The organism is Pseudomonas koreensis, from assembly GCF_012986595.1.
Lineage (GTDB): Bacteria > Pseudomonadota > Gammaproteobacteria > Pseudomonadales > Pseudomonadaceae > Aquipseudomonas > Aquipseudomonas koreensis.
Genome location: NZ_JAAQYM010000006.1, coordinates 160,682 through 174,544, shown reverse-complemented (window position 1 = coordinate 174,544; position 13,863 = coordinate 160,682). Strand labels below are relative to the sequence as shown.

Sequence of the window (13,863 nt, the reverse complement as noted above, 5' to 3'; positions counted from 1 at the left end):
GCCCCTGTTCAGGGTGCAGCGGCTTTTTTGTTCAGGCCGCGATCAATCGCTCACTGCGCCGCCACCTTGGCCGGCTGCTGCGGGACCTCGCGAACCGCCTGCACCTGATAGTGCGGATCGGCGGTGATTTGCTGTTCGGTGAACGGCAACACGCTCCACTGCTTTTTCGAAAACGCCTCGGTCTGGTCCCGGGAATATTTCGAAGCCGGATCACTGGACAGGGAAAACGCCAACAGCCCTTGGGCCTGCGGGCCTTTGTCGTCGAAGGTCACCACTTGCAGATAGCTGGTGCCGCTGACCACTTCGAGCTTGCCGTCTTCACGCGGCACACTCTGGATCGCGTTGTAGACCCCCAGCGTCCCCGGTCCACCGTGAATCGCGGTTTGCTGCGCGCCGCTGCTGACCACCTGAATATCGCCCCAGCGGGTGTCCGGCTTGAGGCCCATTTTCTCAGCAGTGGCGGCCGAAGCCAGCATCGCCTCACGCAGCACCTTGCTCACCGCCGGTTGTTCGATCGCCAGACCGCGTGGAGTGTGTTGCGGATCTTTCGGATCGAACGGCACGCGCCATACATCCGGCGCCTCGAGCAAGGCCTGCATGATGTTCTGGAAATGCATCAGGCCGACGCCGGAATCCAGATTGGCCCGGCCGTCCCACGCTTTGAGGCCAGTGCAAACCGGCTTCAGTGTCGCCGCGTCCGCAGCCAGATCAGCCGCGCAGAACTTCAGCAGGTCAGGCAGCACCTGAGTCGCCAGGTACACGTTGTCGTCCATCACCATCTGTTGCAGGTCCTTCACCGCCACCGACCCTTGCTTGCCCAGCGTGCTCAGACGCTCCAGAGCAAACCGCGCCCGCAGCCCCAACGGCTGACCATCCTGACTGATCAGCGGCGAAAAACCGCTCAACGGCTGCGCCGGATTCGCCAGCCACGCCGAGTCATTGGAGTGCTGCACGAAGTCCTTGCGCAGCAATTGCGGCAACTGGCTGGCGGCATAGATGCCCGGTTGCGCCGCTTGTGGATCGATATCCCAGGCGCAGGCGCGGCGCGAACCGTCCAGCACAATCATCTGCAACCCGGCGCGCGGATCGCTGCACTGGGCGAGTTTGTCGGCGCTGACGTTCGGCACCACCGACAGGTTCATGTAAAGCGTCTGGCCCTTGTCGTCCACCGCCAGGGTGTTGACCCACGGGATGCCCTGAATCTTGTGCACCGAGTCCTGCAGGTCCTTGAGGTTGGCCGCCTGATTCATCGCGTACCACTGCGTCAGCACACGATCGTTGCCCAGGTTGGCGTCGCGCAGGCTGTAAGCGTACTGATGGTCCCAGTCGAGTTTGCCCGGCCACTGCACAATCGGGCCGAACACTGAACTGTAAATCTCCCGCGCCACCGGCAGCACCTGGCCGTCCGCCTGTTTGACCTGCACAGTCACGGTCTGCTTGCTCAGCGGCGTTGACTGGCCGTCCAGCAGGTAGCGGGTCGGATCTTTCGGATCGAGCTGCAGGCGATACAGGGTGAAGTGCTTGGACGAGTCGACCGTGTGGGTCCAGGCCAGATGCTGGTTGAAGCCGATGTTGATCATCGGCAGCCCCGGCAAGGCTGCGCCCATGACGTCGAGTTTGCCGGGAATGGTCAGGTGCATCTGGTAAAAACGCATGCCGCCAACCCACGGAAAGTGCGGGTTGGCCAGCAGCATGCCGCGACCGTTGAACGAGCGCTCGCTGCCGATCGCCACCGCGTTGCTGCCGCGATCCAGGGCGAAGCGCTGCAGGCGCGCGTCCGCCAGTTGATACGCCTGCGCATCATGGCTGACCTGGGCCGACGCCTGCGGCGGTGTGGCGTCGGCCAACGCCTCGGCGAACTGCCCGACACCGCCCTCGACCAGCAGCCGGCGCGTGAGTTTTACCAGGTCTTCGGCCGCGATATCTCGCACCCACTCGCCCTGACATTGCTGCGGCAAACCTTGCTGCCGACGTTCGGCCAGATAGCGGTTGTAGCCGGCGGCATAGCCCTGCACCAGATCGCGCACGGCGGTCGGTTGCGCGTCCCAGAACGCCTTCACGGCTTCAGGGGTGTTAAGCCACGTAAAGAACAGGTCGCTGACGCGGTTTTCGCGCTCCTCGACCGTGAGCTGATCCGGCCCGAAATAACGCGAACGCTGACCATTGACCGTGACGATCTCGTTGGCCAGCAGGCACAGGTTGTCCTGGGCATAGGCGTAACCGATGCCGAAGCCCAGGCCCCGCTCGTTTTCCGCGCGAATGTGCGGCACGCCAAACCCGGTGCGCCGAATCTCGGCGCTGGCCTGTGCGCTGGTGGACGGCGTGGCGGGACTGAACGCATGGGCCGACAGACTGAGCCCGAGAAACGCACTGGCGAGGGCCAGCCCGGTTAACTGTCTGGAAATAATCACACACGCTCCTGTTCGATAGGACAAGGATCGACGCGTGCGCCGGATCCGCTCTGAAGTTGACGCCTGCGCCTGGGCGCAAGGGGGCTGTTCAGAAAACGAATCGGGAGAAAAAAATTTAGCCTCGACAGCGGCCGGGCAATCCCGTGATTACGGGAAAACAACGAATAAGCGACAAAATTTCTACATATTTCCTTTCATGATTCGTCGTGCTGAAACGTCTTGTTCTTTGAGAGCTGGCAAAACGTTTCCTGATCAGGCTCTGCAAAGGAGTAATCCCATGTACAACTCGCAACTACCAACGGACGGTAGCCAGGCGTCACAAGGAGCTTCCATGAGCCCTAGCGCGAGCAGTTTCGCACCAAGCCCCGAACGATCGGGCAATGAGCGCATTCGCCTGCTGCTCAAGAGCTTCGGCCTGCGCACCAGCCTGATTCGCCTGAAAGTCATCGACGCCCTGCTGGTCGCCGCACAAAGCGACCGACGCCTGGGGGTGCGCGGCGTGCACAGTCAGTTGCTCGACCTCGACGTGCCGCTGTCGTTTCTCAGTGTGCGTGAAGTGTTGAAGCGGCTGTGCGCCGAAGGTGTGGTCACCTTCAACCCGGACAAGAGTTACAGCCTGCATCCACAGGCTGCTGCAGTGCTCAATAACGATTGAAGCGTCCCGCGATCGCCGTCAGGGTTTGACCTTGCGGCGCATCACCCCGTTGATCACCACCACGACCACCGCCACACCGATGGCGATGTACTGGAACATCTTCTCGCTGATCATCCCGGCGTTTTGCAGCCAGGACAGGCCGAGCATGATCGCCAGCACCGACAGGGCGATCAGGATCGAGTATTTCAAACGTTGCTTCTGGGTCATTGCGGGTTCCTGAAACTTTCAAATGTATCCGGTTTGTATCCGATTGCATGCCATGCACATACCCTGTTGCGGGGATGAGCCGCGGCGAACGCGGTCTCATGTTACAGCCGATGAAGAGTTTTGGCTTCATGACGGCGTAACCATGAGGATTTCTGAAATGTTCCGTCGAATCACCTGGCTGATTCCCCTCCTTGCCGTACTGACCCTGAGTGGCTGCATCATTTTCCCTCACGGCGGCTGGCACGACGACCACCATCGCTACCAGGAAGGCCCCGGTTATTACCATCGATAGAACAGGAACGTTCGCCTGCCGGTGCCGCTGAAGTGCCGGTGGAGAAACACCACAAGCCTTTTCCACATACACCCTGCCCGCCGCCCGGCGGGCATTTTTGTGGGTGCATCCCTCTGCGGAAAAACGCCTGTTCGTGTCAGCCATCGTCTGCCTTTAATACGTTGTAAGCATTTGAAATCTCGTGTCGCAGCAAAGCATTGGCTGCTGCGACCGCTCTGCCTCTAGTCTCTGCGCACTTTCTCCACCAATGGAACAGGGACGTTATGCAGAGAACTTTGATCGTAATGGGACCGGTGCAAATCATCGGATTCTGCCTGGCCATTACCGCTTTCGAACTGATCACCTACATGGCGAGCGACATGATCATGCCCGCCATGTTGTCGGTCACCGACGAACTCCACGCCGATGCCCGGCATGTACCCAACGCCTTCAATCTGTACCTGATTGGCGGCGTCTGCCTGCAATGGCTGATCGGCCCCCTCTCCGACCGCTACGGCAGACGCCGGCTGCTGTTGCTTGGCTGCGCGCTGTTCGGCCTGGCGTGCAGCGCCGCCGTCATGACCCAGCGCATTGAAGCCTTCAACGCGCTGCGCCTGATTCAAGGCATGGGCCTGGGTTTCGTCATTGCGGTCAGCTATCCAACGCTGCAGGAAGTGTTCTGCGAAGCGGATGCGGTGCGGCTCATGGCCTTGCTGGGCAACGTGGCACTGTTGTCGCCACTGCTCGGGCCGTTGCTCGGCAGTCTTCTACTGGAATGGCTGAGCTGGCGTCAGTTGTTTCTCGGCCTCGGTGCCGCGAGCGCGATAATCTGGCTCGGTCTGTTGGCGTGGATGCCGGAAACCATTGGCGTCGTACGCCGCGACGGCCAGCAACAGGCCCCTGCGCCGTTCTCGTTCAGGCAGATGGGTCAGCGTTACCTTGCCCTGTTGCGCAACCGACGCTTCGTCGCCAGCAGCCTGGCCCTGGGCCTGATGAGCCTGCCGCTGATTGCCTGGATCGGCCTCGCGCCAGTGCTGCTCATGCAGCGCCTGGAACTGTCTGCGCTGGCGTATGGCCTGTGGCAGATCCCGGTGTTCTCGGCAGTGATCGTCGGCAATCTGCTGCTTGACCGGTTGCTGGGCGATCAGTCGCTGATACGCCTGATTGAACTGGCCTTGTGGCCCTTCTGCCTCGGGCTGCTGCTGTTGATCGCCGCGTCACTCGGCTCGACCTCTTTGATACTGACCGTCGCCGGTCTTGCCCTGTACGCCCTGGGTCTGGGCATGAGCAATGCCGCACTGTACCGCCTGGCACTGTTCGCCAGCGATGACGGCAAAGGTCTGGTGTCGGCGATGATCGGCATGCTGTCGATTGCCGTGATGGGCGGCGGTGGAACGCTCATTGCACTCATCGGCGGCGGCCGCAGCCTGCAATCCTTCGCCCTGTGGGCAGCCCTCGGCGGGCTGCTGTGCCTGCCTCTGCTTTACCGCCTTCTGCGCAACAGCTCATCGACGCCCGCAACGCCGAACGCACCTCAATAAGGACATTCAATGACTCGCTTCCCCCACAGCGATGCGCTTTGCGCGTTGCCGCAACCCTATTGCCCGGATTCCGTGCCCGGCGGGCTGTTCGATCTGGCCATGGTTGAAATCACCCGGTTCCACGCCGCCCACACGCCCGGTTACGACCATTGGTTGCGCGCGCACTCAATCGAGGTCGATGCGCTGGACACCGTGCACGACTGGTCGCAACTGCCACCGATTTTCGCCAGTTTCTTCAAACAACATTTGCTGCTAAGCCCCACTGGTGCGGACGCCTTGGAACTGACCTCCTCCGGAACCAGCGGGCAAAAAAGCCGCATGCGCTACGACAGCCGCAGCCTCGCGGCGGCGCAGTACATGGTCGAGCGGATATTCGCCCAGTACGGCTGGATCACGCCGCACACACCGTGCAATTACCTGCTGCTGAGCTACGAGCCCGAGCAGCGGATCACCCTGGGAACCTCCTTCACTGACCAGTTCCTGTGCCGCTTTGCCCCGGTCACCCGAACCGTGTACGCACTGCGGGCGAATGGCGACGGTCACCAGTTTGATCTGTTCGGTGTGATCGCCGCCTTGCGGGCATTCGCCGCAGAAGGCCTACCCGTTCGGATCTTCGGCTTCCCGGCGTTTCTTTGGGAGACCCTGCAACGCATGCGCGCCACCGGCGTGGCGGATCTGCAACTGCCGGCCGGATCACTGGCTTTTTTCGGCGGCGGCTGGAAAACCCGTGCCGCTGAAGAAGTCCCGAAACAGCAGCTGTACGCGCGTATCGAGCAACAACTGGGCATCAACGCACAGGATTGCCGCGATGGCTACGGTGCGGTCGAGCACGCGGTGCCTTACATCGAGTGTGCCCATCATCGCTTTCATGTGCCGGTCTACGCGAAGGTGTACGTGCGCAATCCGCAGGATTTTTCCGTCGTGCCGTACGGGCAGCGCGGTCTGCTGAGTCTGGTTTCGCCCTACATTTCCTCGAGTCCGGCGCACGCGGTGGTCATGAGTGACCTTGCCACGCTGCACCCCGGCTCAAGTTGCGGTTGCGGCTTGCTCAGCGACTGGTTCGAGCTGCATGGACGCGCCGGCACCACAGCGGCCAGAAGCTGTGCGATGGCCGCCTCCGATCTGCTGGGGAGGCACTGACATGTACCTGATCAATGGACATCTTTACGCCGACGGCAACCTCGGCAACGCCTTGCAGCAACTGGTCGAAGAGCTGCCACAACGGCTGCAGACCCCGCTTCAGACCAGCACGCTGCTGACCGCCACCAAAGTCTTCGCCGAACGCTTGCAGCAGCAGACTTCGGCGCTGGAGCTCGATGCCGGGCAACGCCAGGCGCTGATCGATTTCTGCCAGCCCGCCGCGCTGCAGGCCAAGCTGGATCGTGAACTCGGTCCGCAGCCCGATTCACTGCGCCGCATCGACGATCGACTGTCGCGCTTCGAACGCTGGAGCCCGTTGGGCCTGGTGGTGCACATCACCCCGGCCAACGCTCCGCTGCTGGCGTTCTGCGCAGTTCTCGAAAGCCTGTTGAGCGGTAACGTCAACTGGTTGCGTCCGAGCAGCAGCGACGGCGGTTTCACCGCGCAATTGCTCCAGGCGCTGCTCGAATGTGATCCGACTGGGCAACTGAGCGGTTACGTCGCGGTGCTGCCGGCGACCACCGCGCAAATCGGCCAACTGTGCCAACACGCCAACGGCGTCGCGGCCTGGGGTGGTGAAAACGCCTTGCACGCCATCCGCCAACAGCTCGCGCCAGGCTGTCGCTGGATCGATTGGGGGCACCGCATCAGTTTGGTTTACCTGAGCCCGGACGCCGTATCGCCAGCGGTGCTCGATGCCATCGTCGATGAAGTCTGCCGCCTCGATCAGCAAGCCTGTTCCAGCCCGCAATGGCTGCTGGTCGACAGTGACGACGCGGCCGTCCTGCGGGACATCGGCGCGCAAGTGGCGCAGGCGTTCGAACGCCGTGGCGGGCGCTGGCCGGCCCTCACGCCGACCCTTGAGGAGGCCTCGCAAATCACCACCTGCACGGCGATGGCGCAGTTGGCTCAGAGCTTCGTCGGGCAAACCGGGCAAGTCTGGAATACACCCGGCTGGCGCGTGATCTGGGGCCATGACCGCCAGCTCGAACCGTCTGCGCTGTTTCGCAGCCTGCTGCTCAAACCGGTGCCCCGCGACATGCTCGCAGCGACGCTGCTGCCGTGGCGCAACGTGCTGCAGAGCTGCGCCTTGCTCTGTCCCGAGGCACAGATCGGTGAACTGGCGCAAACGCTGATCGCCGCCGGGGTCACGCGCATTGCGCCAATCGAAGCCATTCACGATGGCTACGACGGCGAACCGCATGACGGGGTCTACGCTCTGCAGCGCCTGAGCCGGAGGGTGTCGGTCAGCTTGCCGCCGACCACGCTGGCGCGGCACGCCACGCTCGATTCGCAGCCCGCGCCGCCGCTGCTGGTCGGGGTGCCGATCATGGACAAAAAAGCCTTTACCCGGCAACCACCCGCCCCAGACGCACAGCTGTATTTTCGCTCCGGGGGCAGCAGTGGCACACCCGCGCTTTCGGCATTCAGTTACCGCGATTTCCAGCGCCAGATGCGGGCCGCTGCCGATGGTCTGCGTGCGGCCGGGCTCGATCCGGCGCGCGATCGGGTCATGAACCTGTTCTTCAGCGGCGGGCTGTACGGCGGATTCTCCAGCTTCGCCAAGGTGCTGGAACACCTCGAAGCCAAGCACTGGCCGATGGGCGCTCCGGCTGACGACGATTACCGCGAAATCGCGCAATTGATCGTCGACCAGCAAATCACCGTGCTGATCGGTATGCCCGGCACCCTGCACCGCTTGTTTCTCAACGAACAGCAGACACTGCGACGCTATGGCGCCGTCGACAAAGTCTTTCTTGGCGGCGAACACCTCAGCGAGCAAACGCGTGCGTTGCTGCACAGCTGCGGTGTCAGGCTGATTCGCTCGGCGATTTACGGCAGCGTCGACGCAGGGCCTTTGGGTCATGCCTGCGAAGCCACGGCAGACGGCGTCTTCCACCTGATGAGCGATATCCAGCACCTGGAAATCGTCGACTTCGAGCACGACACGCCAGTCGGCGCAGGCCAGTCCGGCCGGCTGCTGGTGACCTCCCGCGAACGCCAGGGCCAGTCCGTGCGCCGCTATGACATTGGTGACAGCGGGCGCTGGCTGCCCGGCCGGTGTGCCTGCGGTCTGACCTCGCCGCGTTTCGAACTGCTGGAACGTCACGGCACCTTGCTTCGCATCGGCACCGACTTCATTTCTCTGACGACGCTGGCGCACCACCTGCGAGTGCCGTTTCAACTGGTCCTCGATCACGACCCCGAGGGTCTGGAGCGCCTACACGTGCACTGCCCGTTGCCGGCGCCCGACATCCGGCGACGACTGCTGGACGACCCGAAGCTGACCACCCTGGTGCAGACCGGGTTGCTGACGCTGGCCGTCGAGCACTGTGCCGTCGAGCAGTTTTCCCGAAACAGGCACAGCGGCAAGACGCCGACAGTGATTGATAACCGCCGCTGACTGCATTCACTTGCACGCGGCCCACCGCCAATCTTTTCAAGAAAAGACCATGAATACGATCATTGAATTGAACACCTTGCTCGGCTACACCCGCCGTCACTCGGCTTACTACCGCGAGCATTTCAAGGACGTCGCAGCGCCCATCAACGCACTGAGCGAATTGCCCCTGACCGACCCCGAGCACTACTGGCGCGGCAGCCAGAACCCCGAACAATGGCCGGTGTTGACCGGCGCCCTGGACGATGCGCTGGTGTTCAAGACCGGCGGCACCACCGGTTCAGGCAAGCTTTCGCTGTTCACCCGCGGCGAATGGCAAACCCTGGTGCGCGATTTCGGTCGCCAGCTCACGGCGCAACTGAAACCCGCTGATCGCGTGGCCAATCTGTTTTTCGTCGGTGAGCTGTATGCGAGTTTCGTGTTCATCCACGACGCCCTGGCCCATGTCGAAACACCCGTGAGTGAGTTTCCGTTTACCGGAGCAGTCGACAATGCCGTGCTCGCCGCCTCAGTCGTCGCGTACCGGATCAACGTGTTGGCGGGAGTACCGGCGCAGCTGCTGAAATTCGCCGCGTGGCTTGAACGTGAGGCACAGACACTGGACGGGGTCGACACCGTGCTTTACGGCGGTGAAAGCCTGTTCGCCGCGCAGCAGCAATTGCTGGGGCGGGTGTTCCCGAATGCGCGTATCGCCTCGATCGGCTATGCCAGCGTCGATGCCGGGCTGATCGGCTCCAGCGACCGCGACTGCGCCTCGGGCGAACACCGGATGCAGGAGCAGCACAGTCTGCTCGAGATCATTGATGAAGTGAGCGGCGAGGTCATCGAAGAATCGGACCGCACCGGACGGCTGGTGCTGACCAACCTCACCCGCCGATTGATGCCGGTGATCCGCTATCCCGTCGGGGACCTGGCCCGTTGGTGCGAACCGCCCGGGACGCCAATGCGCAAGTTCGCCCTGATGGGCCGCAGCATGCATAGCCAGCGCGTGCGGGTGGGGGTGTTAAGCCTGGACACCGGCGATATTGGCAAGCTGGTGCAGCGCATCGGCGCCAGCGACGATTGGCAATTGCTCATCGAACAGCAAGGGAAAAAAGATCGGCTGAGCCTGCGCTGGGTGCCGGCTGCACCAACGCCCGACATCCCCCTGGCAAATTCAGCTCTGCGGCAGGCGCTGACCGCTCAATACCCGTTGATCCAGCAACTGCAGGTCGATCAGTTATTCGAGCTGCAAGTGATCGCCTGCGCAAGCGATGAAATGGCTTGTCATCCGCGCTCCGGCAAGCGCCAGCGCGTCGTCGACCGCCGTGAGTACGCGGCCCCCTGCCAGAGGCCCAGGTGATGAACCCGGTCATCCTGCGCCGCTATCGTCTCAGCGATGCGCCGGCGGTCAGTAGCCTGTTCCGGGAAATCTACGGCGACCATTACGTGCAACCCCACGTCTACCTGCCCTGCATGATCAGCCAGAACCATTGCGACGGTCGCTGGCACTCGCTGGTGGCATTGGTCGACGACAACATCCGCGGGCACGCCACGTTGTTTCGCCAGGCGGCGTGCCATTCATCGACCGCGGAACTGGCGCTGAGTGTGGTGCACCCCGACACGCGCGGGCAGAACGTTGCCACCCTGTTGGGCCGACAGTTGCTGATTCATGCGCAGGCGCTCGATTACCGGGGCGTCACCATCAAACAGGTGACACAGCACCCGTACACCCAGCGTATGGCGGCGGGCCTGGGGTTTCACAGTTGCGGGCTGTTGCCGGACTACGTGCCCTCACCGTTTGGCGGCCCCGGACGCGAGACCATCGTTGTCGGCTATTGCAGCATTGACGGCTATCGACGCCCGCTGCCGGCGCTGGCCTGGCCCGTGGCATGTCGCGAGCTGATGCAGCACCTGCAATCCGTATTTGGCGTCGCTGACAAAACCCCGCCATGGAAGGGGCCGAAGGTGCATTTCGAACACGCCTCGGGGCGTTACGACGTGTTACTCAAGACGCTGGATGAAAACCTGCTCAAACAGTTAGGGCAATTGCCTGCGCAGTGGTTGACATCGATCCGGCTGCGACTCGCCGACGGCTTTGCCGGCGCACTGGAAGATCTGGCTGCAGTGGGTTTTGCCTTCACCGGGATTGTTCCCGATGAACGCAGCGAAGGCTGGCTGGCGCTGTTTCATCGCGGTTATCAGCCCGCCACGCTGACCTTGCACTGCCCGCACATGCAGCACCTGCAGGCTCAGGCGCTGGCGCTTGCTGAAATGTGCCGCAAGCAGAAATGAAAACGGCCCGCCCAAAGGATGGGCGGGCCGTAAAGGTTCGGCTTAAGCCTTGGCCTTGACGCCTTGATCTACCGGTTTAGGCGCGTTGCCTTCACCGTAGGTCTTGAGGTTCTGCAGGACGTAGATCGCCTTTTTATATTCAGGGATCAGGTTCTTGCCGTAGGCGTTGCCATTGAGGCCGTTGCTCTGGATGGCGTCGAGCTGGGTGGCGAAATACTCCAGCGCGTTGAATTTGGCATCTACGTCCTTGGTCACGCCGAAACGGTCGAACTTGTCGCCGGCATTGAGCAAGGTGAAGGAAGTGATCTCGGAGATCAGGCCGCGGCTGCGCAGGAAAACGCTCAGATTGCCCAGTTGCTTGACCGAGGTGTTCGACGGATCAAAACCCTTGATGTTCTTGCGCAGGCCCTGCTTGTCCATTTCCGCAGTGTTCAGCGCGTTCGGGTCGTTGCCGACCATGGTCAGCATCTGCTGCACCTTGACGCTCTGACTCACCTGCTTTTTCGCGCCGGTATTGCGCACCAGCACCCCTGCCTTGCTCTCCCAGCCGCCGACAATGCCGATCGTCATGAGAAGACTCCCTGTAGAAAAACCATGAAATGTCCTTGGTGGACCACTCGAATGCCGGGAGTATCTACCGGCCAAGTAATGGCACCAACCCTTTTGGTGCAGTCGCTTACAATTTCTGTACATTCTCGATACAAATCATGACAAGCGTGCTGTGGCGGGAGCTAGGGCTGATTGCGTGAACGCCGTCGAAGATTTTTCAGGCCGCCGCACAAGGCGATTGAAGGGTTTGTATCAACGCCGATACCTGCCTCTGGTCAGCCCGGCGATTTGTTGCACGAAAGTACCTAAAGCTTCGCCGCGCGCCGACGATACGCTGGTGTACCCCCGCCGCTTTTCCCCGACTCCACAATAAAAAATCGCAGCTCAAGGACCGGTATCCATGCCCGCATTCCGCACCATTCAGGCTCGCTACACCCTGTTTCTGGTTCTGTTCATCCTGTTGCTGTCGGTACTGACCGTGGTCGGTATCAGCCAACTGGTCGCGCCCAAGCTGCGTCATACCGAAGAGCAGGTGGTGCTCAATCGCATCGCCGAAGTTGCCGAGCAGATTCAGGGCGAGCTGAACAAGGTCCAATCGCAGCAGCGCAGCATCACCCAGACCATTCCCCTGCTCGACAGCGCGGCCATCGACACGGTATTGCCGGGGCTGGTTGACCAGTACGGCGAGCTGAAAGTGTTTGGCGGCGGGATCTGGCCGCTGCCAGGCCAGCGTGAGGCCGGGCGCAACAAATTCAGCACCTTCTGGCACCGTGATGCCTCGGGCAAACTGGCGGTGAACACCTTCTGGAACAGCGACGCCGCGCCCAACTACTACGACCAGAGCTGGTACAAGGGCGGCATGCAGACCCCGCGCGGCCAGTGCGCCTGGGCAGCGGCCTATAAAGATGACGCGAGTGCCGAGCCACGCACCAACTGCGCCATGGCGATCCAGAAAAACGGCAGCGCCTGGGGAGTATCGACCATCGACGTGACACTGGGCTTCTTCAACGACCTGGTGGCGCGCAAGGAAAAAGACCTGAACGCCGAAATGCTGATCGTCGAAGCCGACGGCAAGATCATCAGCAACAGCTCGCGCATCAGCGGCCCGATCGTTCTGAAGAACATCAGTGAACTGGCCGCGAGTTCGACCTTCGCCAGCCAGGTCAAGGCCGGCCTGCAGAATCGCGATCAGGCGCAACGCGTCGAGTTCGACAACAACGGCGAGGCCAGCACCTTCTTCATGCGCCCGATCGAGGGCACGCCATGGTTCCTCGCGACCGCCCTGCCGACCAAGATGCTCACCGCTCAGCGTGACGACGTGCTCAGCACCCTGAGCCTGCTGCAGATTCCGCTGGTGATCCTGCTGGTGCTGTTGCAGGTCTATGCGATCCGCCAACTGGTTTCGCGGATGAAAGCGCTGAAAGCCAACATCGACTTGCTGTCCAGCGGCGATGCCGACCTGACCCGACGCATCACCATCCGTGCCGAGGACGAACTGGGAGCCATCGGACACTCGATCAACACCTTTATTGCCTACCTGCAAAACATGATCGGTGAAGTGACCCAGGCCACCGGCGCGATGGCGACGAGCCTCGACGACCTGCAACGCACCTCGGCGCACACCAGCCAGATCCTGTTGCGCCATGCTTCGGAAACCGACCAGACCGTCACCGCCATCACCGAAATGAGTTCGACCGCCGACAGCGTCGCGCAGAACGCCGCTGAAACCGCCGCGTTCACTCAACGCGCCAATGAAAACGCCGACCGTTCGCGGGTGGTGGTGGGTGAAGCGACCAACAGCGTGGTGGCGTTGATCGGCGAAGTGGCCAGCGCCACCCAGAAAGTCGAGAACATGCAGCAGGACGCGCAGCGCATCACCGAGATTCTCGGGGTGATCGGCGCCATCGCCGGGCAGACCAACCTGCTGGCCCTCAACGCCGCGATCGAAGCGGCCCGTGCCGGGGAACAAGGTCGCGGGTTCGCCGTGGTTGCCGATGAAGTGCGTGCCCTCGCCGCCCGCACCCAGGCCAGCACCTCGGAAATCAACGAAATGCTCACCCGCCTGACCCAGGGCGTGAGTTCCTCGGTCAGTGCCATGGAAAACACCCAGGCCAGTTGCCAGTCCGCCGCCGACGCCACCGCCCGGGTCACCTCGGGGCTGGATGAAATGGCCGGCTCGGTCAGCCACATCAACAGCCTCAGCACGCAGATCGCCACAGCAGCCGAGCAGCAAAGTGCGGTGACCGAAGAGATCAACCGCAGCATGGTGCAGATCCGCCACATGGTCGAAGAACTGGTGCACAGCGGCCAGGCCAGCGAAACCAACACCCGCCAGTTGCTGGAAGCCAACAGCCGGGTCAGCGCGATCATGGGGCGGTTCAAGGTTCGTTAACGCTCCGCTTCTGTAGGAGCTG

Annotated in this window: 11 protein-coding genes; 8 read left to right on the top strand and 3 right to left on the bottom strand. The window is 62.1% G+C overall.

Annotation, left to right across the window (positions count from 1 at the left end; all coding sequences use genetic code 11):
• Nucleotides 1-50: 50 nt before the first annotated feature.
• Complete coding sequence (gene pvdQ, locus HBN98_RS19550) at nt 51-2,411, bottom strand: bifunctional acylase PvdQ (protein WP_083369200.1); 2,361 nt, start codon at nt 2,409-2,411, stop codon at nt 51-53.
• 277 nt (nt 2,412-2,688) lie between these two features.
• Here pvdQ and HBN98_RS19545 point away from each other — a divergent pair, with 277 nt between their 5' ends.
• A complete protein-coding gene (locus HBN98_RS19545; RefSeq protein WP_064587419.1) occupies nt 2,689-3,066 on the top strand; it encodes a hypothetical protein in 378 nt (125 codons plus the stop codon).
• 18 nt (nt 3,067-3,084) lie between these two features.
• Here the strand turns inward: HBN98_RS19545 and HBN98_RS19540 are convergent, their stop codons facing one another.
• Entirely contained in the window at nt 3,085-3,273 is a 189-nt protein-coding gene (locus tag HBN98_RS19540) for a hypothetical protein (RefSeq protein ID WP_025109975.1), read from the bottom strand.
• A gap of 157 nt (nt 3,274-3,430) precedes the next feature.
• Here HBN98_RS19540 and HBN98_RS27955 point away from each other — a divergent pair, with 157 nt between their 5' ends.
• The 6 genes from HBN98_RS27955 (at nt 3,431) to HBN98_RS19515 (ending at nt 10,900) form a co-directional block, all read left to right on the top strand.
• Nucleotides 3,431-3,565 carry a hypothetical protein gene (locus tag HBN98_RS27955; RefSeq protein WP_257737114.1) on the top strand — a complete coding sequence of 45 codons (135 nt, stop codon included), beginning with the start codon at nt 3,431-3,433 and terminating at the stop codon, nt 3,563-3,565.
• Between the two features lie 263 nt (nt 3,566-3,828).
• The gene (locus HBN98_RS19535; protein ID WP_083369201.1) at nt 3,829-5,085 is read left to right on the top strand and encodes an MdfA family multidrug efflux MFS transporter; all 1,257 of its coding nucleotides are present in this window, start codon (nt 3,829-3,831) and stop codon (nt 5,083-5,085) included.
• A 9-nt stretch (nt 5,086-5,094) separates the two neighbouring features.
• A complete protein-coding gene (locus HBN98_RS19530) occupies nt 5,095-6,225 on the top strand; it encodes a LuxE/PaaK family acyltransferase (protein WP_083369202.1) in 1,131 nt (376 codons plus the stop codon).
• Between the two features lies 1 nt (nt 6,226).
• Nucleotides 6,227-8,629, top strand: a complete 2,403-nt coding sequence (locus tag HBN98_RS19525; RefSeq protein WP_083369203.1) for an aldehyde dehydrogenase family protein — start codon at nt 6,227-6,229, stop codon at nt 8,627-8,629.
• Nucleotides 8,630-8,678: 49 nt separating this feature from the next.
• Nucleotides 8,679-9,968: a phenylacetate--CoA ligase family protein gene (locus HBN98_RS19520; RefSeq protein WP_083369204.1), complete on the top strand. Its 1,290-nt coding sequence runs from the start codon at nt 8,679-8,681 to the stop codon at nt 9,966-9,968.
• Nucleotides 9,968-10,900, top strand: a complete 933-nt coding sequence (locus HBN98_RS19515; protein WP_083369205.1) for a GNAT family N-acetyltransferase — start codon at nt 9,968-9,970, stop codon at nt 10,898-10,900. Before HBN98_RS19520 ends, HBN98_RS19515 begins: the two co-directional genes overlap by 1 nt.
• A 42-nt stretch (nt 10,901-10,942) precedes the next feature.
• On the opposite strand, the gene HBN98_RS19510 is transcribed toward HBN98_RS19515, so the two are convergent.
• Nucleotides 10,943-11,470: a hypothetical protein gene (locus HBN98_RS19510; protein WP_083369206.1), complete on the bottom strand. Its 528-nt coding sequence runs from the start codon at nt 11,468-11,470 to the stop codon at nt 10,943-10,945.
• Nucleotides 11,471-11,849: 379 nt separating this feature from the next.
• Here HBN98_RS19510 and HBN98_RS19505 point away from each other — a divergent pair, with 379 nt between their 5' ends.
• Nucleotides 11,850-13,841, top strand: coding sequence for a methyl-accepting chemotaxis protein (locus HBN98_RS19505; protein WP_083369207.1), 1,992 nt, complete (start codon nt 11,850-11,852; stop codon nt 13,839-13,841).
• Nucleotides 13,842-13,863 lie beyond the last annotated feature (22 nt).